The sequence below is a fragment of the Novosphingobium rhizovicinum genome (assembly GCF_040813635.1).
In the GTDB taxonomy this organism is placed as follows: Bacteria; Pseudomonadota; Alphaproteobacteria; order Sphingomonadales; family Sphingomonadaceae; genus Novosphingobium; species Novosphingobium rhizovicinum.
The window spans coordinates 1-23,698 of the sequence record NZ_JBFNXR010000033.1 but is presented as its reverse complement, the minus strand read 5'-3'; the positions used below and the strand labels follow the sequence as shown (position 1 = coordinate 23,698).

Here is a 23,698-nt window from a genome sequence, read left to right as displayed (position 1 = left end):
CGCCCGGCGAAGAGTGTGCTGGAGGAGTCAACTCAGTCGATGCTTGCACCCGGCATGGGCGGCACGGCCGAGTGCGGCGTGTCGGCGTCCTCCTCGTGCACTTCGAGCCGGCCAAGGCCCACGTGGCTCTTGCGGTAGCCATAGGCGAAGTAGAACACCAAGCCGATGACACCCCACAGAGGTAGCACCAGCATCGCCTCAGGCGGCAGGTTGAAATAAAGCAGCACGCAACCGATCGCAGCAATTGGGGCGACGACCCAGACAAGCGGTGTCCGGAACGGGCGCACTCGCTTGGGATCGCGAACACGCAGGATCAGAACAGCGATCGACACCATGAAGAATGCGAACAGCGTGCCGGAGTTGGAAATGTCCGCGAGCTGACCCACCGGAAGCAGAGCGGCGGCAATCGCCACGAAAACACCGGTAATCAGCGTCACGATATACGGCGTCTTCCACTTCGGATGCACGGTCGCCAGCTTCTCGGGCAGGAGGCCGTCGCGCGCCATCACGAAGAAGATCCGCGTCTGGCCAAAGAGCATCATGAGGATCACGGAGGGAAGCGCAAGGTTGGCCGCAAGGCCGATCAGGTCACCCGCCCAGGTGTAGTTGATGGCGCGCAACACATGCGCCAGCGCCTCGTTGGAGCAGACCAGCGGAACCTCGCCCTGCTGCGCAAAGGCTGCACACTCTGTCGCGAACTGCGGCGAGCCAGGCTGCACACCCAGCGAGGTAGGCTGCGCCCCGACTGCTCCGATCGCACCAGCAGCGACGAGAAGGTAGAAAATCGTACAGATCGCCAGACTTCCGATCAGCCCGATCGGCACGTTGCGCTGCGGGTTCTTTGTCTCCTCGGCAGCCGTCGAGACCGCGTCGAAACCGACATAAGCGAAGAAGATCGACGCAGCAGCGCCGACAACCCCAAGACCGCTCGTCCCAGCCGGGCCGAACCAGCCGTTCGGCGTGAAGGGAGCGAAGTGCTCGCCCCTGATCGCCGGAATGGTCAGGATGACGAACATCGACAGCGCTGCCACTTTGATGGCGACGAGCACGGCGTTGAACGTGGCACTTTCCTTTGTGCCGCGCATCAGCAACAGCGTCACCGAAAGCGCGACGACGATTGCCGGCACGTTGATCACACCCGTGCTGAAGTCGACCCCGTCGAGCGACCAACTTGGCCCCGCCGACAAGGCAGGTGGTAATTCAAAGCCGGTCAGGCTTCTCAAGAGGCCCATGAAATAGCCAGACCACCCCACCGACACGGCAGAGGCGGCAACGGCGTATTCAAGGATCAGCGCCCAGCCCACCATCCACGCGAGTACTTCGCCCATAACGGCGTAGGAATATGTGTAGGCCGAGCCCGAGACCGGAACCATCGAGGCAAGCTCTGAATAGCATAGAGCCGCGACCGCGCAGACGAATCCTGCGATGACGAAGCTCCACATCATGCCCGGCCCCGCCTTCTGCGCCGCTGCCGCGGTCAGCACGAAGATGCCGGTTCCGATGATGGCCCCCACCCCCAGCAGCGTCAGCTGCACCGGGCCAAGGGAACGATGGAGAGATTTCTTTTCCGCTGTCGCCAAAATGGCGTCGAGCGGCTTAACGCGACCAAACATGCGGGAACCCCCGGTAAAAAGCGCATGGATGGCCGGGACGCTAGCGGCAACCGGTCACATGGCAAGGGTAATCGCACGCCATTCCCCGGCTTTGCGTGCGCCTGACAAGATCGCTACAAGCCCGGCATGTCTACCACTTTCCAGCTCGACACCGCGACCAGCCGCGCAAATCCCACTCCGCAGCCGATGAAGCGCCTTACCGTTCCGGCTATTCAGCGCCGCAAGGTCAATGGGAAGACCGCTGAACCCCTCGTCATGCTGACGGCCTACACGGCACGTCAGGCGCAGCTTCTCGACCCTCATTGCGACATCCTGCTGGTCGGAGATTCGCTGGGTCAGGTGATATACGGTCTGCCATCGACGCTTGGCGTGACGCTGGACATGATGATCGCGCATGGCGCGGCCGTCGTACGTGGAAGTTATCGTTCCGTCGTCGTCGTCGACATGCCTTTCGGCACCTACGAAGCGAGCCCGCAAGCCGCCTTCATCGCCGCGAGCAGGATCATGGCAGAGACGGGCGCCGCTGCGGTGAAGCTGGAGGGCGGTCAGGCCATGGCCGAGACGATCGCGTTTCTGAGCCAGAGAGGCATTCCGGTGATGGCCCACGTCGGCCTGACCCCACAGGCAGTCAATGCCCTGGGCGGGTATGCCGCACGCGGGCGCAGCGATACCGAACATGAGAAGATCCTCGCGGACGGAAAGGCCGTCGCGGACGCAGGCGCCTTCGCTGTCGTGATCGAGGGCGTGATCGAACCGATCGCCGTGGCCCTGACGCACTCGCTTGGAATCCCCACAATCGGCATCGGAGCTTCGGCCCAGTGCGACGGGCAAGTGCTCGTGACAGAAGACATGCTCGGCATGTTCGAGCGCGTGCCCCGCTTCGTCAAACGGTATGGCGACATCGCGGGGATGATCGGAGAGACTGCGGCGAAATATGCTGAGGAAGTTCGCGCGAGAAGCTTTCCGGGCCCGGAGCAGACATATCAGCCAAAGTCCTGAGAGTCAGCTCCTTCCCGCTTGCGAGAGTCGCGCCCGGGCTTGTGCCAGCAAGGGGGTATCGCCCAGCATCAGCCCTGCTTTCTCAAGGAGTGCGGCTGCTTGTGGGCGGTTGGTACCGCTTGCGGCGTAACTAAGCGCGAGCACTTGCGCGGCTACCGGGTTGGCGCGTTGGAGGCGGTATGCCTCGGCAGCGTAGCGTGGCGCTTTCTGCGCATCCCCGGCGCGCAGTTGCACAAGCGCCAGATCCAGTAGCAGCTGCGCGTCCTGAGTACCGCCAGCCCGGTGAAGATGGGTCAGGATCGCCTCCGCGCGCGTAGTGTCGCCGCTGCCGAGCGCGAGGCCCGCCTCCAGCCGCAACGCGCCGCGGCTCTCCGGATGCCCGGACAGGTAGGTGCGCACCATGCGGCTCGCGGCGGACAGCTCGCCAGCGGCTGCATAGGCACGAAACCGTCGAAGTAGCAGGCTCTCGGACATGCGAATGCTACCGGCTCGTGCATATCGCTCCTGCGCCGCCACTGACCGGCCGAGTGCGAGTTGCACGTCACCCGCGATCGATTGGCTCGCATAGGAACCAGGCGCCGCCATCCGAGCCCGCTCAGCCGTTTGCTCGGCTTCAAGGGAATGGCCCTGTGCCATCAACGAGCCAACCTCCCCCGCCGTGCCGACAATGCGCAGGCTCACACTCTGCGGACTTGCGGCTCTGTCCAGCAGTTCACCCGCACGGACCCGGTCGCTCAGCGCTTCATACCCGCGGGCGACAATCGTCAGCACATAAGGAGACGCGTCCGGGCGGGCGACCTCGTCGCGGAACCGCAGCGCGAGATAGCGGTATTGCCCCGAAAGGAAAATGGCCCGCGCCAGTATCCGCTGGGCATGTACGTTGGAGGGCTGCTGGTGCAGCAACCGCTCGCACAGGTCCGACGCAGAACGGGTGTTTCCGGCTGCGAGTTCAAGTACGCTACGCAGGAGAAGGAGACCGGGGCTTTCGGCAAGCTTTCCCTCGGTCCGCGCCAGCAGCGAACGCGAAAGCTCGTATCTTCCCGCGCGTGCCGCGAGTACCGCCTGCAGGTAGTACGCTCTCGCATTTCCCGGGTCGAGCTTGAGGACCTGACGAGTCGCTTCCAGCATCTCTTTTCCGCGGCCAAGCTCACCCAGTGTTGCTGCGTATTCGAGCAGCAGCGGCACATCGTCCGGCGCCTGTTGCAAGCCGCGCTCGAACCATGGAAGCGCTGCCGTCAGCCCCTCCCGCTCTCGAATCAGTTCGCCTTGGAAGCCTTGAGCTCGCACATTGCCGCCGTCGAGGCTGAGAGCATGTTCGGCGGCTTGACGAGCGAGTTCATCCTCACCACCCCGGTGCCGCAGCCGGCCGATCTCCACCCACAGCTCCGCGTCACGTGGAGTGAGTGCCAGCGCTCGGTCGTAGGCCGCACCAGCTGCTGGCAGGTTGCCCTCGGTCTGCTCGAGCCTGGCCAGCAGGCGAAACCCCTCGGCCGCAGTTTCCGGCGAGAACATGCCGGGAGCGAGCCACCCGCGCGCCCGCGTCAGGTCTCCTTGTTGCAGGTATGCTGCACCCAGCGGCGCTGCGACCCGCTCCTTGGGCACACCCTGGTCGAGTGCCGCGCGCAACTTGGCCTCGGCAGCGATGCCGTCTGCGCGCGCCAGTGCCTCCCTGCCATCCACGAGCAACGCCGCGGCCGAGTCCTCCTCGGCATGTCCGGCGAACGGCATGACGGCACACACGAGCGCAGCGGCCAGTGGCACTGCCGCAAACCGACGCGCCAGCCGCCGTCCCCCACCCTGATCAGGTCTGGAGATCGTATTGCTTGAGCAGGTCATAAAGCGTCGGACGACTGATCCCGAGGATCTTGGCAGTGCTGGAAATATTGCCCTCGCTGCGGGCAAGCGCATGGCGGATGACCTTTCGGTCCGTCTGCTCCCGCGCACTCTTGAGGTTCAGCGCAATTGATGCATCCTCTCCGGGCGCAGCAAGATCGAGGTCGGCCGCGTGGACGAGCTTCTCGTCGGCCATGATCACGGCCCGCTTCACGCGGTTCTCCAACTCTCGCACATTGCCGGGCCAGGGCCAGCTGTCGATTGCGGCCAGCGCATCTGCGGCAAAGCCGCGCACGGCAGGGTTCATCTCCTTGGCGAAGCGATGCAGGAACGACTTGGCGAGAAGCGTAGCGTCGCCGGGGCGTTCGGCCAGACTGGGGATGCGGATCACAATCTCCGCCAGCCGATAGTAAAGGTCTTCGCGGAACCTGCCGTCGGCGATCATCGCTTCCAGGTTCTGGTGCGTGGCGCAGACGATGCGCGTGTCCACCGCAATGGACGTACGCGAGCCGATCCGCTCGATCACGCGTTCCTGAAGGAAGCGCAGGAGCTTCACCTGAAGCGGAAGTGGGATATCTCCTACCTCATCGAGGAACAGGGTGCCACCTGCGGCCTGCTCGATCTTTCCCTGGGTCGTCTTCACAGCGCCCGTGAACGCCCCGCGCTCGTGTCCGAAGAGTTCGCTCTCCAACAGGGTCTCGGGAATGGCCGCACAGTTGATGGCGACGAAAGCGCCTTTCGTCCGGTCGCTTGCATCATGCAGTCCACGCGCCAGCAACTCCTTGCCGGTGCCGCTTGCCCCTAGCAGCATGACGGAGACGTTGGTGTTCGCGACCCGTTCGATAGTGCGCGCGACCTTTACCATCTCGGGCGCAGCGGTGATGAGCCGGCCCAGCACTTTCTCACCGCTCTCCACCTTGGCGGCGAGCTGGCGGTTCTCCTGCTCCAGGCGGTGCAGGTGCAACGCACGACGCACAATGAGGCCGAGCGTATCGATGTCGACAGGCTTCTGGTAGAAGTCATACGTCCCGCGTGCGATCGCCTGCAGCGCGCTCTCCCGCGCGCCATGACCGGAAGCGACGACTACCTTGGTGTCAGGCTTGAGGGCCATGATCTCGTCCAGAACGGCAAAGCCTTCGCTCACCCCGTCGGGATCGGGCGGCAAGCCCAGATCAAGCGTCACAATATCCGGCGCCTCGGACCGAAGCAGCGCAAGCGCCGAAACGCGATCACCCGCCACCAGAACCTCGAAATCCTCGTAAGACCACTTGAGCTGCGCCTGCAGTCCCGCATCGTCCTCCACGACAAGAAGCTTGGGCAGCGGCTTGTCCCTGGTATCTTTGGTCATGCCGCCTTCTCGCTTCTCGTGGGCTGCTGATAGTGGAGGTTGGCCCGCTCCTCCTGATGCGCCGCAAGCGGGATCCGCACGACAAAGCGCGTGCCGAGCCCTTCGCGCGATTCCACGTCCAACCGTCCTCGCATCGCCCGCACAAGTTCCCGAGCCTCAAAGGCTCCAATGCCGAACCCGCCGCTTTTCGTGGACACAAACGGCTTAAACAGGCGCGTCCGAACGAACTCTGGCGACATACCCGAACCGGAATCGACCACATCGAAGCGCGCCTGCCCACCCTCCCTTACGGCAGAGAGCAGTACCGGATTGCCAGAGGGGCTCGCGTCCAAGCCGTTCTGGACCAGATGAACGAGGACCTGCTCAAGAGAGTGACGGCTGGCGGTGACGCACAGCGGTTCGCACTCGGCAAGGAGCACCTGTCCAGTGTCTCCGAAGCGCCCGACAGCGGTGCGTGCAACCTCGTCAGCCCACAGCGGCTCGAGCTTTTCGATGCTGCCGCTGCCGTAGCGCGAGAGGCGAGTCATCAACGCGTTCAGCTTCTCTGACGAACTGCGAAGAGTTACGATCATGTCGTCGCGGAAGGCCTTCTTCTCCGCATGCAGCTCAGCGTTGCGAGCCAGAAGGCTGAACTGGCTAGCGAGGTTCTTGATGTCGTGCATCACGAAAGCGATGCGTCGATTGAACTCGTCGAACTGGGACGCCTCCGCCAAGGCTTCCTGAGTAGCGTTCTCGGCAAGATAGCTGGCGAGTTGCTGCCCTATCACCCGCAAGAGGTCGAAGTCCTCCCAATCCAGCTTGCGGGCCTGCGGAGGACGAGCCAGGACGACGGCGCCAACCAGCCGGTCGTAGTGAATCAGTGGCACGACCGCCCAGGCGCGCTGATCTGCCAGCAACCATTCGGGCGCGGGCACGCCACCGGGCGGTGTCGCGGCACCTGCCCGCCAGCTATCCAACTCGGCAATGAAGCACTCCCGTTCGATGAAAGAGGCAAAAGACGTGTTGAGCGTCGCCTCGCTGCTGGCGGGGATCCAGTTCCAACGCGCGGCAAGCACGGGGGACTCACCTTCGTCACAGACCAGCAGCGCTCCTCCGGGGCTTCCCATCGTATCCGCAAGAGCTTGCACCACCCGCTCGCCCAAGGGCGGGGCGTCCGGCCCGGTAGCCCCGATCGTCCGGGTCAGCCGCAGCCACTCCTCGCGATAATCATAGCGGTGCTGGAACAGGTGCTTGGTCAACGTCACGCGCAACCAGCCGCGCAGGCGACGAGAGGGAAGGACCAGCAGCGCGACTGCAGTCGTAACTGTCAGGAACGCGAGATTGATCAGCCTTTCGAAGTCACCCCCGAAGAACGACAGCCATTGCGCCAGCAGGACCATCGCCACCAGGTAACTGCCGATCAGCAGCAGCGAGAACGTCTGGAACGTCGCCTCTCGCGAGGGCCGCAGGCGAAGAACATCGCGCCCTTGGCTTGCGCCGATCGCAAGAAAGCTGACCAGCGCGACAGTGGCCAATCCTCTCAGGGCGGCGATCTCGCGCGGCCAGTCCGCAGTCAGGTACGCGATGGTGTAGAGATTGAGATCGAAGATCCAGATGGCCGCCAGACCTGCCGTAGGCCAGCGAAGCGCCAGGCGAGTCTCGGGCGGCGCACCGCCATAAAGATTATGCACCAGCACCAGCGCGCCGACCGTGACCAGCAAGCGCAGCATCACGCCCAGGCCAAACACCGCGGCGTCGAACGCAGGACTCGACACCGCCTGCGCGTGCGCAAGATCGAGCCCCAGCAGAAGCAGTTCGACGAAGGTGAGAGCGTAGAGCACGGCGCGGACCGGGCCCAGCCTTGCATCGCGGGCGTCTCCGGCGAAAAGCTTGTAGACAACAAACAGCCAGATTAGGTTGCGGCCCGTTTCCAGCAGTGGTCCCGCAATGATGCCCCGCAGTTCGATAGCTTCGGCAAGAGACCAGACTGCAGTAAACGCAAGTGCGAACATGCAAGCGCCACCTGCGGCGCCGAGCCGGGACGCGCGGGGCCAAAGCCAAATAGCCAGCGTCGCGGCCCCGATAGCGGCGGTCATGTGCAGCAAGAGCGCAATCACGCTCCAGAAGTCGGCTGGCAAACCCTCCATCAGCGGGCGCCTTCGCTCCAAAGCACGACGCGCAGCGTCTGCAAGAGAATTAGCAGGTCGAGGAAGGGCGTGTAGTTTTTCGCGTAGTAGAGATCGTATTCCAGTTTGTGACGAGAGTCTTCGATCGACGCCCCGTAAGGATAGTTGATCTGCGCCCAGCCAGTGATGCCCGGCTTCACCATGTGCCGCTCAGCGTAGTACGGCAGGTGCTCCTCAAGGTCGGCGACGAACTCAGGACGCTCGGGACGCGGCCCGACGAAGCTCATCTCCCCTTTGAGCACGCTCCAGGTCTGCGGCAGTTCGTCGATGCGGACCTTGCGGATGAACCGCCCTACCCGAGTGACGCGTGGATCGTCCTTGGAGGCCCACTTCGCACCATCCGCTTCCGCATCAGTGCGCATCGAGCGCAGCTTGATGACGCTGAACGATTGGCCGAACAATCCGACGCGGGTCTGCTTGAAGAACGCGGGTCCCTTGCTGTCGAGCTTCACCAGTACCGCGAAGATCAGGATCACCGGTGCAGTAACCAGCAGGAGCAGTGCGCTCGCGCCGATGTCGAACAATCGCTTGGCAGCGCTCGATATCGCGCGTCCCGAAGAGAACCCGTCAGAGAAGATCAGCCAGCTCGGGCTGACAGTATCAAGGTCGACGCGGCCAGTCTCTCGCTCCAGAAAGCTGGAGAACTCATTGACATGAACCCCTGCGGTCTTGATCCGAAGAAGATCCTTCAGCGGAAGAGAATTGCGCCGCTCTTCAAGGGCAAGCACCACCTCGCTGACACCCAGATTCTCGACATAGCGGGTGAGATTGTGGATCGCTGCGCGCGGGATTGCCTCCTCGATCACCGGCGCTGCTTCGCTCATGCCGATGTAGCCGACGATCGCGAAGCCGCTCTCGGGGCGCTCCCCCAGCTGGCGCAGCCGCTGGGCGCGGTTGCCTGCACCAAGCACCAGCACGCGCCGCCGAAAGGCCGATGTGCCGAGAAACCCGCCAAGAACAAGACGGTTCGCAATGAGCAGGCAGAACGCCAGCGCCATCGAGTATGCGAGCGTCGAGCGCCAGAACGTCTCCGTACCGATCACGAAATCCAGAAAGGATAACGCGATCACGCCCAGCGAAATCGCCACGAGCAGTCTGGCCGCCGCAAAGCGCATGGAGCGCAGCGCGTCCGAACCGTAGACGCCCACGGCAATCATCGCCGTCACAACCATGGTCGCAAAGCCGATGTGCGGCCAAACCCGGGCCGTCACGGGGCCGACCTCGATGCCGATCTGCCCGGCCCTCACGCGCCATGAGAGCTCGTTGGCACCGACCAGCGCCACCAGGTCAACCAGCCAGAGCAGGACAACCGCGTGGGGTATGTAGTGCTTGAACAATCGGATCATGAGGTGTGCCGGATTCCCTGTCTCGTGACGAGACCGGCCTCTTAACTAAGGCGAAGGCGTAAAATGTCGGTTACCCGGTCTCAACCAAAGCAGATGGCACTTGCGGCCGATCAAGCGGCTCGCCCGGATGGGAGCCGGCCAACACCAAGACACGCTCGCATTAACTTCTCTCTCCCCCGGTTGCGTTACAATGGTCGAAGGAATCCACACCAATTTCATGTATTTGCCAGGGAACGCATTCTCATGAAGGGCTATCGCAACTTCGCTTTGGCTACGATCGTCGTGGCCCTGATCGTTGCGATGATCGCTGACGAGGATCAGCCCAGTTCTTCACCCGAACACCCCGACAACGCGATCATGGCATCCGTTGAGTCCCAGAAGGCGAGTTCCCCTCATGGGGAGTCGCCCGAATTCCCGCCGGAAGCAGTGCCGCCGCGCTCTGCCGCTCCTTGGCGAAAGCGGGCCTACGAAACCGCGGCAGCGCAAACGGGTATTTACGAGAGCCGCACGTCTGCCGCGCTGGAAGGCCGCGCACCACGACAGATCGCAACGGCTGAAGAGATGCGACGCCTGATCGACGAGTCACGCAAACGCAGCGGTGACGCCTCTCCGTGACGCTCGTCAGGATCGAGCAGTATGAGATGCCACGTGTGTCTGGTTTCCATAGAGGCTAACGCACACTCAAGTCATTCGAGGACCTTGGCGTACTGACTGGGGAGTCCCAGCCATTCCCGAGTCTACCTCCAGATAATGCCCTTTCAACGGACAGTCGGCATTGGCGGGCCAATCAGGTTCAGCTAGGTCTATGAAATGCTGGCTGGCCAGCGGCTTGAGCCAGGCCACGAGAGGAGACCAAGTGAGCGACGAGATCGAATGGTGGGAATATGATGACGCTGCCGAGATGGCGGCAGCAGTAGCTGACGACATCGGCTTCATCATCGAAAGCGCAATTGATGCGCGCGGCGCTGCGGTGATCGCGCTTCCCGGCGGGAAGACGCCGTTGCCGATCTACGATAAGCTCTCGTCAGCTAAGCTAGAGTGGAAGCGCGTTACGATCATCCCAGGCGATGAGCGCATCGTGCCTCTAGGTGATCCGCTCAGCAATGTGACTGCTCTCGCCAAGTTCTTTTTGCCCAAAGGTGCCCGGGTCATGCCGATCGTCCCCCACGCGATCGAGGACTACAAGGCGGCAGGCCGATCAGCCGATGCCTTGATGCAGGACCTTCATTGGCCGCTCGATCTATGCCTGCTTGGGGTGGGTAGCGACGGGCATACGGCTTCTATTTTCCCCGGCCCTGATTACGACGAAGCACTGACAGGTCCGAAGGAACGTCGCGCGCTCGGCGTGATGCCGGATCCCATGCCTGCCGATGCACCAGTGCCACGCGTCACGCTCAGCATGGCTGCAATCACCGCAGCGCGAGCTCTCATGATAGCCGTGGCGGGCAAGGAGAAGCGAGCCGTAGTCGAAGCCGCTATCAAGGAGGGGAAGTCCTCGAAGTCCCCAATCGGCCAAGCGTTGGCACGGACTGAATTGCCGGTCGATATCCATTGGGCGCCCAACTAGCGACCTGCCTGCGAGTACCCGACAATGCAGAACTCCGGCTTGGCATGTGCAAGATGATAGATGCGGCAGCAGTGTTCTGCCTGGAGGCGCCATGACTTTCGCTTCGTTCGTCGAGAGCTGGTGATAGCGCCTCCCCACGGTCACGACGGGGATCGGCGTTAGAAGGCGATAGCGACGTTGCCTCCGCCTCGTGACGGCCGAGACTGTCGCCGAATGCCCAAGGACTTCCAGCGATCGCCTGCGTATTGTGCCCCTGGGGCAGGTACGAATCCGGCATGAGTTGCCAGTCCGCGCGGAAAGCCTTGACTCGTCTACGGATCAAAGCGCCTCTGCCTCGACGAGTGCTAGCTCTGGGAGGATTTCGAGAAGGCTCGCGCCATCGGTCACGTGACCCGCATGGTTTCACCGCAAGTGAGTTCACGCGTGAGAGTCAAATACCAGAGCGGCCGCCCGAAGTTCGCCTGCGCATTCGTCGAAGGCGCCGCTTAGGTGGACTCCTGCCACCTGCCCCGCGTCCATCCATAACAAGGATGCCCGCCGCGAGCAGGTCCTAACTTGGACCATTAGTGGTGCCCCTGGCCCGACTCGAACGGGCACGTCTTGCGACAATCGATTTTGAGTCGATCGCGTCTACCATTCCGCCACAGGGGCAAACCTGCGCGCGCCGTGCTTAGCGGCGCTGCGTGCGCGGTTCAAGCAGATCCGCACACGCTGGACAAAGGAATGCTAATCCTTGAGGCTTCCCGCAAGGAGTTTGTGCAGACGCGAGTGAAGCGCGTCGTTGCCGGCCAGAACTTCTGCATCACAGATCGGAAGGGAGCGTCCACGAAAATCGGACACGAATCCACCCGCCTCACGCACGAGCAGGCAACCGGCAGCGCTGTCCCAAGGCTTCAGGCCCTGTTCCCAGAACCCTTCGTATCGACCGGCCGCGACCCAGGCGAGGTCGAGCGCAGCCGATCCGAAACGGCGAATGCCAGCCACGTTCGGCCCGATCGCCTGGTATATCCTGGTCCAGGTGCGCGTGTCGCCATGACCCGCGAAGGGCATTCCCGTGGCGATCAGCGCCTCATCCAAGTGGCGCCGGGCAGACACGCGCAAGCGGCGGTCATGCAACCACGCGCCCCTGCTCTTTTCCGCCCAGAAGGTCTCGTCGGTGACCGGCTGATAAATCACACCTGCAACGATATCACCCCAGCCGGATCCATCCAGCTTTGGCTCCTGCACTGCGATCGAGACAGCAAAGTGCGGGATGCTGTGCAGGAAGTTGCTGGTGCCATCCAGCGGGTCGATGATGAAGCGCGGCTTGTCCGGATCGCCCTCGATCTCGCCGCCTTCTTCCATGAGAAAGCCCCACTCGGGCCGCGCTGCGCGAAGCTCGTCCCAGATCGTGCGTTCGGCCATCTTGTCGGCTTTGGACACGAAATCCGCCGGTCCCTTGCGTGAGACTTGCAGATGTTCGACTTCGCCGAAGTCACGGCGCAGCCGCTGGCCAGCTTTGCGGGCTGCCTTTTCCATGACACGGATGAGACCGGAGAGGGCCATGAGATTCCTTGTACTATTGATGCGACCGGAGTGGCCGCTGCATTATCTGCCGGCGGGTTTCCCGTCGGACTTCGAGGAAGACGCTTCGGGTTGATAACCGCAAACCGCCGCAAGGCCTTGGAGAAGCTGGTTAGGATTGTCCCTACTGATCTTGTCGGGATTCTCCGCGATCAGCTTGTCCATGGACTGCGTGATCGTGCCGAGCGTGTTGTTGTAGAGGCATCCGACCAAGGCGCCCTTGACGCCTTGGTTCAACTCTTCTGCCTGAAGTGCACTGATCAGGACCTTGAGGTACAGCATTGCGTTCTGCACCTCTTCCGAGCCTGCCTTCTGCACCTCTGCCGGGGCTGCGGTGCCAGCTTTGGGAGCGGCGGCAAACGCGGGTACTGCCAAGAGCGACGCTCCGGCGCAGAGGATCGGTAGGATACGCATCAATTCAGTCAGCCTTTCGTACGTAGGCCTTCTCGTAGACGTCGACGATGATGCGCGTTCCACTCTCGATATGAGGCGGCACCATCACTCGCACGCCGTTGTCGAGAACGGCCGGCTTGTAGCTCGATGACGCCGTTTGGCCCTTTACCACAGCGTCGGCCTCAACGATGGTCGCCTCCACCTGCTCGGGCAACTGCACCGAGATGGGGCGTTCCTCCCACAGCTCGAGCAGAACCTGCATGCCATCCTGCAGGAACGCGGCAGCGTCACCCAGGAGGTCTGCGGGCAAGGTGATCTGCTCGTAGCTCTCGGTGTCCATGAACACGAGATCGTCACCTTCGGCGTAAAGGAACTGGAAGTCCTTGGTGTCGAGGCGGACCTTCTCCACGGTGTCGGCGCTGCGAAAACGCACATTAGTCTTACGCCCGTCGATCAGGTTCTTCATCTCGACCTGCATGAACGCACCGCCTTTGCCGGGTTGCGTATGCTGGGTCTTGGCGACCTTCCAGATGCCTTTTTCGTATTCGAGAATGTTGCCGGGGCGAATGTCGACGCCGCTGATCTTCATGGGATAAGCCTTACGCTGGAAAGAGCCGTGCTGTCGGAAAGTACGCGCCCTTAGCGCCTGTGGGACGCTGTGGCAATTCCCCGGAGCAAGTGCTATCTCAGCCGACATGCGACGCGTTCTTCCCGCTGCCGCGGCAGCCCTCACCCTGATTGCCGCCGCGCCGCCCCCTCCGGTGCCGGGAGGACTGATCGACACCCTGCCTTTGGGTAAATACACCTGCGAACTGCCAGGTGACGCCGGCGGCCCCGTGCGAGTGCCGGCAGAGGAGTTCGACTTCACCGTAATCCACGGCTCCAGCTATCGCACGGCGGGCATGCGCGGAAGCTATCTGCTCACCGGCGACCTCGTGACGATGACCAGCGGAAAGTTGAAGGGAATGAAGCTCCATCGGATCTCGAGCGGTTTTCTCCGGCGCGTCGATGCCGCTGGACGAGACGACGAACTGCGCTGCGTCCTGGCAACACCCGCCAACAGTTGATCGCCACAGCGGATTGCGCGCGCTGCATCTCTCGTTAATCTGCCAACCGGGAGGACGAGAGCATGGGCCTGAAAGTCGAATACGAAGTCGCAATCGCGCTCTTCGGCAGTGGCGAACGTTCCTCAGAAACCCATTTGCCGCGCCCGAAGAATTCTCAGGAACAGTAGCGTCCCTGGCGCCGTCGCGGGCGGGCTTTAGCGTCAGGCAAGTCTATCCGATCGATGGCAGATCACTGCATCAGAAAAAACAGGAGAAGATGATGATGGATGAACAGGCGCTGCGCGTGTTGCTCGACAAGGAGGCAATCCGCCAACTGGTTCTGCTCTATTCGCGTGCGGTCGATCGCAAGGATGTTGAGCTTCTACGCGACCTCTACACCGAGGACGCGACCGACAGCCATGGGGACAGCTACGACGGACCGGCCAAGGGCTACTGCGATTTCATCGAGCAGTCCCTTCCCTATATGCCTTACAGCGGCCACCACGTCTGCAATCACCTGATCAGCGTTGAAGGCGATGAGGGCAACGGTGAGGTCTATGCGCTCGCCTATCACCTCATTCCCAACCGCGACGGCAGCCAGGAAGAAGACTTCATGGCCGTGCGCTACATCGACAACTACCGGCGCTGCTCAGACGGGAGGTGGCGTTTCTCCAAGCGAGTCGTGACATACGATTTCAAGATCCGCCGTCCGTTCGATGGTGGCGGCACTTTGGGTCAAGGTCCTGCGGATCCTAGCTATGAAACGTGCCGGCAGCGGCTGTTTCAGCGAGGCGCCCGAGCTTAAAGACAGAACACCGTGGGGCTGGCACACACGTGCAGCCCCACGGACAATGCAGAGGGCTGCGGACCGATCGGAGCGTCCACAGCCCCCCACACCATCCTTCGCCTACATTGCTGGCGCCTACATCGAGGGCGCATAGCCTCCGTTGAGCGGGTAAGTCTGCCCCGTGATCCACTCGGCGGACTGCGAGCAAAGGAACGTGACCAGCGCGGCCACGTCCGACGACTTGCCGTAGCGCCGGATCGTATAGCGCGAGAGTTGCGCCTTCGCCTGATCGCTGCGCATGATCTCAGCCAGCTGCTCAGCGGGCATGTCCGGCATGAGAGACGACAGCGAGACGGCGTTGCAAGTCACGTTATAGCGGCCCAGTTCCTTGGCGATGGACTTCACGAAGCCTTGCGCACCGGCCTTTGCCGAGGCGTAGACCGCCATCTTCGGCTCACCCACGCGGCCCGAGTCCGAGACGATCGTGACAATCCGGCCGCGTCTGGCCTCCACCATGTTAGGGATGAACCCGAAGCAGCAGTTGTAAACGCCGTAGAGGTTGGTTCGTAGATAACGGTCCCAATTGGCGGGGTCCTCCTCCCAGAAGTTCTGCGTCGGGCGAAGCGAGCCTCCCGGACCTGCCATCCCCGCGTTGTTCACCAGGATCGTTGCCGCACCGAGCTTGTCCTTGATGGCGGCATCCGCAGCCTTGATGGCATCCAGATCGCCCACGTCGAACGGCACCGCCATCGCGGGCACCCCCAGAGCAGAGATTTCTGCCGCCACGGCTTCGGCGCGCTCCGCGACGAAATCGTTGATCGCAATGCCTCCGGCGTTGTGACGCGCCAGCTCCATCGCGATCGCGCGCCCGGCATTCTGGCCCGCTCCAGTGACGACCGCCACTTGCCCTCCGAGATCGAGAAGATCGTTACTGTCCATAGCTTGCTCTCCCATCCTTGCCGTGCTCTTAGATAGTGAGCACAATCTAAATACAACCACGATCCCTGCTGAAAGGGGCGCCGAGAGGAGGATATCATGATGCCCAGCCCCATCGGCCCGCTCAGCGAGTATCTGGCTGACCTTGAAAAGGGGGTGGCCGGGCTTGCCAATACCTGGCGCCCCGATTCACCCGAATATCGCGCAGACGTTTACCGGCAGATCATGATGCAGCTGAGCTCCAGCTACTTCACCTTCTTCCACGCCGATGCCGCTCATCCTGATTGGGCGCCTCTGTGGAATCCCGTCTACACGCTGCAGCCCAATCCGGATGACATCTATCTGCAGTCGCCGATCTCGTCGGCGTATCGCTACCGGGTCAGCGGTCAGCGCGGCACGGTGAAGATGATCACTTTCAACACCCAGCGGAACAACGCGGGGTATCCCGGCGCCGTCGACATGACCGGCAAACACTACTCCGACCTCGATGACCGCCAACTGCAGATCGATGCCGACGGCAACTTCGAGATCCTTGTCAGCCAGGAGCGACCGGCAGGACACACAGGCAACTGGCTCCCGATCAGGCCCGAAGCCAACGTCCTCATGATCCGCAAGCGGAGCTACGACTGGGCAGGCGAAGTCGATCCCGTCCTCTCCATCGAATGCCTCGATCCGGCACCTCCCAAGGCGCGCCTCAGCCCCGAAGAGATCCTCGAGCGGATCGGACATATGGCCGCGATGCCCGCCCGCGCCACTGAACTCTTCTACTGGATGCAGAACCAGGTGCGCGAGGCTGTAGGCGTCAACGTCTTTCAGCCCGCTCCCATCGGAGGAGCGCTTACCCGGCAAGTCTATCTACCGGCAGTGTATGAGTACGCGCCGGATGAGGCGCTGATACTGGAGACGGAGCTGCCAAGCGTGCGGCCCTACTGGAATTTCCAGATCAACGACCCGTACTACAACGCCATCGAGTACGTTTACCGGCTCAGCAGCACCAACGGACACTGCGCGAAAGTGAGCTCCGACGGAAAGTTTCGCGCCGTGCTCTCGCTTGTCGATCCGGGCGTGCCCAACTGGCTTGATACGGCAGGCTTCACCGAAGGCACGATCTACGGCCGCTGGTATGATTGCGACTCGCGCCCGACGCCGACACTGACGCGCGTGAAGTTCGCAGAACTGCGCGATCACCTGCCGCCGGAGACGCCTCAGGTTTCTCCAGAGGAACGGGCTGAAGAACTGAGAACACGAGTGCGCGGCTGCCAGCGCAGGAGGAGGTGGTAATGCTTGAAGGGTTCGACCTTGCGGGACGTGTTGCGCTGGTGACCGGCGGCGGAACAGGGATCGGGAAGGCAATTGCAACGCTGCTTGCGGAGCGCGGCGCCGATCTGGCGCTGGCTGCCAGACGGGCCGACCGCCTGGAAACGGCAGCCGCAGAGATCGGCGAGGCGACCGGGCGCAGGGTTGTTACGTTCGCCGCGGACGTCACCGATTCCGAGGCTGTCGAACGGATGATCGCCGCTGTCGTGGACACCTTCGGCCGCTTAGACATCCTCATCAACAATGCGGGGAAGTCGAGCTATTCGGGCTTTTCGAAGATGCCGCCCGCGATGTGGGACAAGGATGTGGCGCTGAACCTCAACGCCGCCTTCTACTGTTCGCACGCGGCCATTCCTCACCTGAAGGCGAGTGGGCGCGGAGCCATCGTCAACATCTCCTCACAGGCGGGGATCAGCGGCACCGCCGGCTGTGGCGCTTACTCCGCTGCCAAAGCCGGGCTCCAGATGTTCACCCGCGTGGCCGCAATGGAGTGGGGCGGGTCGAACGTGCGCGTAAACTGCGTCGCGCCCGGCATGACCGCGACCGAGCTGGCACAAGCAGGCTGGGCCAAGACCGGGTTCGATGCGCCCGGCGCGGCAAAGACCGCCTTCGCGCTCAAGCGTCCTGGCACGCCCGAGGAAGTGGCGCAGGCGGTCGTGTTTCTGGCCTGCGATGCGGCAAGCTATATCACCGGGGAGACTTTGGCCGTCAGCGGAGGCCCCGGCCAGAAAGGCATGATCGACGTCGACTGACGGCGATCCGGAGCACCCTTACGCAGAGGCTCCTATTCGCCCCAGAGCGCCTCGGCCGCGGCAAGAGCCTGAGCTCCCCTGCCCCCCAGCTCGGCTGTCAGCAGCTTGAGCCGGTAAGTCCACAAGTGAAGCGGATGCTCCAGCGTCATGCCCATGCCGCCCAGGAACTGATGGTAGTCGTAAGTGACTCGCTTCGCCGCCTCCTGCGCGTGAAGCACGGCCATCGCGGCATCTGCCGGATCGCCGGACGCCGCAGCGCGGATCGCGAGCCAGTAGACTCCGTTCGTGACGACCTGGTCCTCGGCCAGCCTGTGGCGGATCGCCTGGAACGTCGCAAGCGGACGCCCGAACTGCTTGCGCTCCGAGACATAGGTGACCACGCTCTGCAGGGCAGCCGCGAGCAGGCCCGCCGCCTCAGCAGCGACCGCCACGCGCCAGGCACGGGTAATCTCTGCAACGTCTGCATCATGCGACGTAAGCGCATCAGGGAGGCGCGTCAGAAAGGCGACCGGATAGGCGTAGAGCGTGTCTTCCTGCGGGGCGCGGATCATCTCGGCGCTCGCTGTGAAGCTTCGGACACCGGATGGCCCGACAACTACGACCGTCGCGCCATCTTTCAGGAATCGCACCGGCTTGCGCAGTTGCCCTTCTTCCACAAGGCACAGCGGCCTCGGCAAGTCGGGATCGATCAGCGGTCGCACCAGCGCCGACGCCGCAGCTTCCACAGCAAAGGGCAGGCGTGCCAGCTTCTCGACGACCAGCGCGGCGGTCGCGGGGCCAAGCTCCTCCTCCGCCATGACGTCAAGGAAACCGCCCTCGACCAAGGCCTCATCCAGCTCGGCGCTGGTCAGGGCAAGCGAGTGGTCGTGCATCGGAACGGTGGCGTAAGGCTTTGCCAGAGTGTCGATGAAATCGAGGATCTGGCTCTGGTCTTCGCTGAGCGAAAGCTGCATCAGCGGGGCTCCCTGGGCAATTCGAGCACATCGCTCGCGATAATGTTGAGCTGGATCTCGGCCGCGCCAGAGGCGATGCCGGCAACGATTCCGCGCTGGTGGTGCATCTTGAGATAGGGAGAGGAACCGGCGAGTGCCTCTGGCACGAATTCGACCACGAACTCGCACACCGCGCGCTCGGCCATGACGGTGGCAAAGCGTGCCGAACTCGACTCGGGACCGACGCCGAGACCGTCCACCCGCTTCTGAACGATTGCGTAGTTCGCCGTCGCCGCAGCCTCGCACAGTGCCGCACACCGCGCGGCCTCTATCCTGACGTACTCGCGACCGAAATCGCCAGCATCCTTGAGCATCGCCACCGCACGATCAAGCGCGGCGCGCGCAAGAGTGAAGCGCGGAATGCCCAGGCGTTCGTTGCGCAGCGAATAGGCGATGATCTCCCACGCCTGCCCTTCTTCTCCGAAGCGGGCGCCTTCGGGCACGGTAACATCGTCGAAGAAGACCTCGTGAATGTCGCCCTCACCGATCAGCGACGGGATCTGACGCACGGTGATGCCCGGCGTATCCATCGGCACGAGCAGGATAGTGATGCCGCGCTTCCGGTCGTCGCTGGTGCGCGTGAGGAGAAAGCAAGTGTCGGCCAGCCCCGCGTAAGAGGTCCAGATCTTCTGGCCGTTGATGACGTAGTTGCCGTCCGTCAGCACCGCGCGGGTGCGCAGGCTCGCCAGGTCCGATCCGGCATCCGGCTCCGAAAAGCCCTGGCACCAGAGCGACTTGCCCTCGGTAATAGGCTCGAGGTAGCGCGCCTTCTGCTCCTCGGTCCCGTACTTCGTCAGGGTCGGGCCGATCCAGTTGACGTTCATGTACTGACCGCCGCGCGGCTCACCCGCGATCCACATCTCCTCGGCGAGGATCTGCTGCTCCCAGGGACCGAGGCCCTCCCCGCCCATTTCCTTGGGCCAGTGCGGAAACAGAAGCCCGACGTCGGCCAGCTTCTTGCAGAATTCGCGCGCAAATGCGGTCAGCGCCGGCGACGCGGGCCCGTGCTCGGAGAACTTCTCCCAGTCACCCGGCAGGTTGGCCGCGAGAAAATCGCGCAACGTCTGCCGGAATGAATCCTGCTCCTCAGTCCATTCGAAGTTCATGAGTTCCCCGGTCTTGAACGATTGCCGATCGCGTTAGCCAGCACCTGATGCCGGTACAAGAGGCCGCCGGGAACAAGCACCCGCAGACACAACGCGGGAGCGATCACCGAACCATCCGCCAACTGGCACCCGCCCTTGCGCGCTGTTTGCCCGTCACGGTAGTGGCAATGGCACGGCACACTGCGGGCGCGCAAGCCGCGCTTGCGCCAGAACCTCAGGAAATGCAGGGCAGCAAATGCCACCAGAAGAAAAGACGACCACGCAACTGCAAGCACGAGAGAGATGATCGACAAGATGAGCGAGAAGACATTCGTTGCCGTGGCAACGCTCGATGAAGTGCCCCCGGGCAGCAAGAAAGTCGTTAGCGCGAATGGGAACGACATCCTGCTATGCAACTCCAATGACCGGATCTTCGCTGTCCGCAACCTTTGCAGCCATGCATACGAATCGCTCGATTGCGGTCGGCTTCGCAATGGCTGGATCTCGTGCCCGGTGCACGGGGCCCGTTTCGACCTGGAAACCGGCGCGCCGATAAATCCGCCCGCCTCCATGCCGATCGACACGTTCGAAGTGCGCATCAACGGAGAGACCATCGAAGTCGCCGCCTGAGCGATAAGATTGCACCTCCGGGGGTCTGGACGAGCGCACAGCCGCCGTGCATGGAGCCGCCATGACCGACCAACCCGAACTCGAGAGCCTGCGCGCCCAAGTCCGTGAGTGGATGGAGGCGAACGCACCGCGTGACTGGCGCGACGCCAGTCGCACGCAGGAAGACTTTGTCGCGACCCAGCGCAGCTGGTTCGCCAAGCTTGTGGAAGGCGGCTTCGCCATCCCGCACTGGCCAGCCGAATGGCCCGGCGGCGGGCGGAGCCTCGCCGAGCAGAAGGTCATCTACGAGGAACTGGCCCGCGTGGATGCGCCGCGCCTCCTTTTGTCCTTCGTATCCACCTATCACGCCTACGCCACGCTTCACGAGTGCGCCTCGCCCGAGCAGAAGGCGAAGTACCTGCCCCGCATCCTTGAAGGCGAGACATGGTGCCAGGGCTTCTCCGAGCCCGGTGCCGGTTCCGATCTTGCCGCGCTGAAGTGCAAGGCCGTGCGCGAGGTGCGCGATGGCAAGGAAGTGTATGTTATCAATGGCCAGAAGGTCTGGTCGACGATGGCGCAGTTCGCGGACATGTGCCTGCTGCTGGTGCGCACCTCCAGCGACGGCCCCAAGCAGGCGGGCATCACCTACCTGTTGATGGACATGAAGACTCCTGGCGTATCGGTCAGCCCGATCCACCAGATCCAGGGCGACGAGGAGTTCGCCGAGATCTTCCTCGATAACGTTGTGATCCCCGTGGAGCAGCGCGTGGGGGAGGAGGGCAAAGGCTGGGCCGTGGCGCAAGCCACCCTTGCTTCCGAGCGCGGCCTGACGCTGATGGAACTGGCGTACCGCATGCGCGGCGCCCTCTCTCGCGTAGCCGAGCTGATCCGTGACAATGGGCTGGAGAACGATGCCGGCGTCCTGCGCGACTTCGGCGCGCTTGTGACGCAAGTTGACGCAACGTGCGCCATCGCCGATCGCTTCCTCGACAACCGCATCAAGGGCGTCGAGCGGATGGGCGACGCCTCGATTGTCAAGAACAGCTACAGCCGTGCACTGCGCGCCTACTCGCTGCTGGGCGTGCGTCTTGGCGGCATGGCCGAGCAATACGTGAAGCCGATCACCTTCGGCGACCTCAACACCGGCAACTGGATGGCCGACTTCATGAACTCCTACGCCTGGACCATCGCCGGCGGCAGTGAGGAAGTGCAGCGCAACATCATCGCCGAGCGCATGCTCGAGATGCCGCGCGAACCCAAGGGATGGGTGCTCTGACATGATCGAACTGAACGAACTGCAGGATGCCGTGCAAAAGGCGTTCCCCGCCGATAAGGTGATCCCCGAGCGCGATGCCAGCTGGGCACTGGCCGCCGAAATGGGCTGGCTGATGATCCGGCTGCCCGAGGAACTGGGCGGCCTCGGCCTCGGCCGCGAAGCATCGACGATGATCCACTTCGAGCTGGGACGCGTGCTTTCCAGCGCGCCGCTTATCCCGGCGCAGCTTGGGCTTCATGCGATCCTCGAAAGCAAGGCTCTAGAGGGCCGCGAGGACTGGCTGGAGCGGATCGCCGGGGGCGAATATGTACCGCTGCACATGTTGCCGACTAACCTGGAGACCGGCTCGGACGGCGCGGTGGCTGGAACCGTCTCTGGCGTATTCGAAGGCGACATGGCAGCAGCGGTCATCGCCTACCTGCCGACCGGCTATACGCTGGTTCCGACCGACGCTCCCGGTGTGAGCCTGGTCGAGCGGCCGATCTGGGACAAGAGCCGCCGCCTGTTCGATCTCACGCTTGAGAACTTCCGCCCCGATCCTGCACTGAGTCTTGCCGATGCGGCAGGCTCGCGCGCCATTCACGACGCAATTTCGCCCGAGGCGCACCTTGCCGTCGCGGCGGACTGCCTCGGCGGCGCCAATGCCGCGCTCGACGCGTCAGTCGAATACATGAAGGTGCGCAAGCAGTTCGACCGCCCGATCGCGATGTTTCAGGCGCTCAAGCATCGCGCCGCGGACTGCAAGATCAAGATCGTGCCTGCCGAGGCCCTGCTCTGGAGCCGCGCCGCTGCAGATGGGACGACGGCTGAGCAGATGGGGGCGCTCAAGACCTACGCCGCCGAAGTCTACCAATGGGTTACGGAAGAGGCGATCCAGTTCCACGGCGGTATCGGCCTCACCGAAGAGCACCAGATCCACCTCTTCATGAACCGTGCCATGCTTAACCTGCAGCTCTGCGGGTCTTCGGACCTGTGGAACGAGCGCGTAGGCCGCGCCGCTCTGGCCTCCGCAGCCTGATCACACGCGGGGCCGCACTGCTCGGGCGCTCTCTGCGCCCGTTCAGTTCGGCTGCGCCGCTCGGGCGCTTTCGGCAAATGCATTGATTTGGTCGAGCGCCTCCTCGAAGCGTCCTTCCGCCTCGGCGTTGCGGAGCATTTTCACGCGTTCGACGAGGATCTCCGGTGGCGTCGGCACTTGTGAGAAAAGCGCAAGGACTTCATCGGCAAAGTCGTTGAGCGGCTGGTAACCCGGCCGCCGCTCCTGACCGGGGGTCAGGCCAGTCTGAACTGCCGGGGGCGCCAGTTCGATGACCTCGACCTTGCCAGCCAGGGCCTTTCGCAAGGCCACAGTGTAAGCATGCAGCGCCGCTTTCGTCGCCGAGTAAGTCGGTGCCGCGACAAGAGGCACAAAGGCGAGGCCTGAAGTGACGTTGACGATCACGCCATCGTTTCTGGCGACGAGATGATCGATCAAGGCGTCCGTCATACGGATCGGACCGAGCAGGTTGGTTTCCACCGTCTGCTCCGCGTCATTCAGATTACGAGCAGTCTCCAGCGCCTCTAGCCGCATGATGCCTGCATTATTGATCAGTACGTTGAGCTCCGGGAAGTCCGCGATAAGCGCACGGACAAAGTTCTGCGTGCTCGCAGCGTCGCCCACATCGAGCACTCGGGCATGCATGTGCTCTCGACCGGCAACCGTTTCATTCAATGCCTGCTGACGGCGCCCCGCCACGATGACCGTATTCCCGGCGTCGTGAAATCGCTGGGCCAGCGCGGCGCCAATTCCGGAGCCGCCGCCAGTCATGAGGATAGTGTTTCCGCTCGGTTTCACCTCAAGAGCCTCCTGTATTCGGGCGATCCTTGGGATGAACTCGCCCGTCGACGCTTGGTTCGCTCGACAGTTCCCGGACACTGCGTGAGGCACCTGCCAAAGCGCCTTGACACAATGAACCATATAGGTTATATGCCGCAGTCGCCGGACATAGCTCCGGCGTACGGCGGGTGCGGGTGAGCGGGGCCACGCTCAACCAGCCCGCGCCATGCGGCCGGCGCTCCAGACGGGCGCCTG

22 protein-coding genes and 1 tRNA gene are annotated in these 23,698 nt (G+C 63.0%); 10 read left to right on the top strand and 13 right to left on the bottom strand.

The genetic code is table 11. The features are described 5' to 3' along the window. Positions 1 to 32: 32 nt before the first annotated feature. A complete protein-coding gene (locus ABUH87_RS09850) occupies positions 33 to 1,613 on the bottom strand; it encodes an amino acid permease (protein ID WP_367773048.1) in 1,581 nt (526 codons plus the stop codon). A gap of 126 nt (positions 1,614 to 1,739) precedes the next feature. On the opposite strand from ABUH87_RS09850, the gene panB reads away from it, so the two are divergent. After that, on the top strand, positions 1,740 to 2,612 hold the full coding sequence (gene panB / locus ABUH87_RS09845; RefSeq protein ID WP_367773046.1) for a 3-methyl-2-oxobutanoate hydroxymethyltransferase: 873 nt from the start codon (positions 1,740 to 1,742) through the stop codon (positions 2,610 to 2,612). Between the two features lie 3 nt (positions 2,613 to 2,615). Here the strand turns inward: panB and ABUH87_RS09840 are convergent, their stop codons facing one another. From ABUH87_RS09840 to ABUH87_RS09825, 4 genes are read right to left on the bottom strand one after another with little or no spacing between them, the layout of a single operon-like run. After that, complete coding sequence (locus ABUH87_RS09840) at positions 2,616 to 4,373, bottom strand: tetratricopeptide repeat protein (RefSeq protein WP_367773044.1); 1,758 nt, start codon at positions 4,371 to 4,373, stop codon at positions 2,616 to 2,618. A gap of 40 nt (positions 4,374 to 4,413) precedes the next feature. Continuing rightward, positions 4,414 to 5,793, bottom strand: a complete 1,380-nt coding sequence (prsR, locus tag ABUH87_RS09835) for a PEP-CTERM-box response regulator transcription factor (protein ID WP_367773040.1) — start codon at positions 5,791 to 5,793, stop codon at positions 4,414 to 4,416. Further along, complete coding sequence (gene prsK, locus ABUH87_RS09830; protein WP_367773037.1) at positions 5,790 to 7,919, bottom strand: XrtA/PEP-CTERM system histidine kinase PrsK; 2,130 nt, start codon at positions 7,917 to 7,919, stop codon at positions 5,790 to 5,792. Before prsK ends, prsR begins: the two co-directional genes overlap by 4 nt. Continuing rightward, complete coding sequence (locus ABUH87_RS09825) at positions 7,919 to 9,304, bottom strand: TIGR03013 family XrtA/PEP-CTERM system glycosyltransferase (RefSeq protein WP_367773035.1); 1,386 nt, start codon at positions 9,302 to 9,304, stop codon at positions 7,919 to 7,921. Before ABUH87_RS09825 ends, prsK begins: the two co-directional genes overlap by 1 nt. Before the next feature lie 243 nt (positions 9,305 to 9,547). Here ABUH87_RS09825 and ABUH87_RS09820 point away from each other — a divergent pair, with 243 nt between their 5' ends. Together ABUH87_RS09820 and pgl are read left to right on the top strand one after the other, a co-directional pair. Beyond that, on the top strand, positions 9,548 to 9,919 hold the full coding sequence (locus tag ABUH87_RS09820; protein ID WP_367773033.1) for a hypothetical protein: 372 nt from the start codon (positions 9,548 to 9,550) through the stop codon (positions 9,917 to 9,919). A 241-nt stretch (positions 9,920 to 10,160) separates the two neighbouring features. Beyond that, a complete protein-coding gene (pgl, locus tag ABUH87_RS09815; RefSeq protein ID WP_367773031.1) occupies positions 10,161 to 10,871 on the top strand; it encodes a 6-phosphogluconolactonase in 711 nt (236 codons plus the stop codon). A 567-nt stretch (positions 10,872 to 11,438) separates the two neighbouring features. Here the strand turns inward: pgl and ABUH87_RS09810 are convergent. The 4 genes from ABUH87_RS09810 to efp form a co-directional block, all read right to left on the bottom strand. Continuing rightward, positions 11,439 to 11,522, bottom strand: a tRNA-Leu gene (locus ABUH87_RS09810). A 75-nt stretch (positions 11,523 to 11,597) separates the two neighbouring features. Further along, positions 11,598 to 12,416, bottom strand: coding sequence for an inositol monophosphatase family protein (locus tag ABUH87_RS09805; RefSeq protein ID WP_367773028.1), 819 nt, complete (start codon positions 12,414 to 12,416; stop codon positions 11,598 to 11,600). A gap of 42 nt (positions 12,417 to 12,458) precedes the next feature. Further along, on the bottom strand, positions 12,459 to 12,848 hold the full coding sequence (locus ABUH87_RS09800) for a hypothetical protein (RefSeq protein ID WP_367773026.1): 390 nt from the start codon (positions 12,846 to 12,848) through the stop codon (positions 12,459 to 12,461). A 4-nt stretch (positions 12,849 to 12,852) separates the two neighbouring features. Continuing rightward, entirely contained in the window at positions 12,853 to 13,416 is a 564-nt protein-coding gene (efp, locus tag ABUH87_RS09795; RefSeq protein ID WP_367773023.1) for an elongation factor P, read from the bottom strand. Positions 13,417 to 13,522: 106 nt separating this feature from the next. Between efp and ABUH87_RS09790 the strand changes: the two genes are divergently transcribed. Both ABUH87_RS09790 and ABUH87_RS09785 read left to right on the top strand, forming a co-directional pair. Then, positions 13,523 to 13,894, top strand: coding sequence for a hypothetical protein (locus ABUH87_RS09790; protein ID WP_367773019.1), 372 nt, complete (start codon positions 13,523 to 13,525; stop codon positions 13,892 to 13,894). Between the two features lie 256 nt (positions 13,895 to 14,150). Continuing rightward, positions 14,151 to 14,678 (top strand): nuclear transport factor 2 family protein, encoded by a 528-nt coding sequence (locus tag ABUH87_RS09785; protein WP_367773017.1) that lies wholly within the window; start codon positions 14,151 to 14,153, stop codon positions 14,676 to 14,678. A 117-nt stretch (positions 14,679 to 14,795) separates the two neighbouring features. Here ABUH87_RS09785 and ABUH87_RS09780 read toward each other — a convergent pair whose 3' ends face one another. Next, the gene (locus ABUH87_RS09780; RefSeq protein WP_367773015.1) at positions 14,796 to 15,599 is read right to left on the bottom strand and encodes an SDR family NAD(P)-dependent oxidoreductase; all 804 of its coding nucleotides are present in this window, start codon (positions 15,597 to 15,599) and stop codon (positions 14,796 to 14,798) included. A 96-nt stretch (positions 15,600 to 15,695) separates the two neighbouring features. On the opposite strand from ABUH87_RS09780, the gene ABUH87_RS09775 reads away from it, so the two are divergent. Both ABUH87_RS09775 and ABUH87_RS09770 read left to right on the top strand, forming a co-directional pair. Further along, positions 15,696 to 16,877: a DUF1214 domain-containing protein gene (locus ABUH87_RS09775; RefSeq protein ID WP_367773013.1), complete on the top strand. Its 1,182-nt coding sequence runs from the start codon at positions 15,696 to 15,698 to the stop codon at positions 16,875 to 16,877. Further along, entirely contained in the window at positions 16,877 to 17,665 is a 789-nt protein-coding gene (locus ABUH87_RS09770) for an SDR family NAD(P)-dependent oxidoreductase (RefSeq protein ID WP_367773010.1), read from the top strand. Before ABUH87_RS09775 ends, ABUH87_RS09770 begins: the two co-directional genes overlap by 1 nt. A 32-nt stretch (positions 17,666 to 17,697) precedes the next feature. Here ABUH87_RS09770 and ABUH87_RS09765 read toward each other — a convergent pair whose 3' ends face one another. Together ABUH87_RS09765 and ABUH87_RS09760 are read right to left on the bottom strand one after the other, a co-directional pair. Further along, positions 17,698 to 18,618 carry an acyl-CoA dehydrogenase family protein gene (locus ABUH87_RS09765; protein WP_367773008.1) on the bottom strand — a complete coding sequence of 307 codons (921 nt, stop codon included), beginning with the start codon at positions 18,616 to 18,618 and terminating at the stop codon, positions 17,698 to 17,700. Beyond that, a complete protein-coding gene (locus ABUH87_RS09760) occupies positions 18,618 to 19,763 on the bottom strand; it encodes an acyl-CoA dehydrogenase family protein (protein ID WP_367773005.1) in 1,146 nt (381 codons plus the stop codon). Before ABUH87_RS09760 ends, ABUH87_RS09765 begins: the two co-directional genes overlap by 1 nt. Positions 19,764 to 20,057: 294 nt before the next feature. On the opposite strand from ABUH87_RS09760, the gene ABUH87_RS09755 reads away from it, so the two are divergent. From ABUH87_RS09755 to ABUH87_RS09745, 3 genes are all read left to right on the top strand, one after another. Beyond that, the gene (locus tag ABUH87_RS09755) at positions 20,058 to 20,372 is read left to right on the top strand and encodes a Rieske (2Fe-2S) protein (RefSeq protein WP_367773285.1); all 315 of its coding nucleotides are present in this window, start codon (positions 20,058 to 20,060) and stop codon (positions 20,370 to 20,372) included. Positions 20,373 to 20,433: 61 nt separating this feature from the next. Continuing rightward, positions 20,434 to 21,627, top strand: a complete 1,194-nt coding sequence (locus ABUH87_RS09750; RefSeq protein WP_367773003.1) for an acyl-CoA dehydrogenase family protein — start codon at positions 20,434 to 20,436, stop codon at positions 21,625 to 21,627. 1 nt (position 21,628) lies between these two features. After that, a complete protein-coding gene (locus ABUH87_RS09745; RefSeq protein WP_367773000.1) occupies positions 21,629 to 22,645 on the top strand; it encodes an acyl-CoA dehydrogenase family protein in 1,017 nt (338 codons plus the stop codon). Positions 22,646 to 22,687: 42 nt separating this feature from the next. Here ABUH87_RS09745 and ABUH87_RS09740 read toward each other — a convergent pair whose 3' ends face one another. Then, positions 22,688 to 23,461: an SDR family oxidoreductase gene (locus ABUH87_RS09740; RefSeq protein WP_367772998.1), complete on the bottom strand. Its 774-nt coding sequence runs from the start codon at positions 23,459 to 23,461 to the stop codon at positions 22,688 to 22,690. Positions 23,462 to 23,698 lie beyond the last annotated feature (237 nt).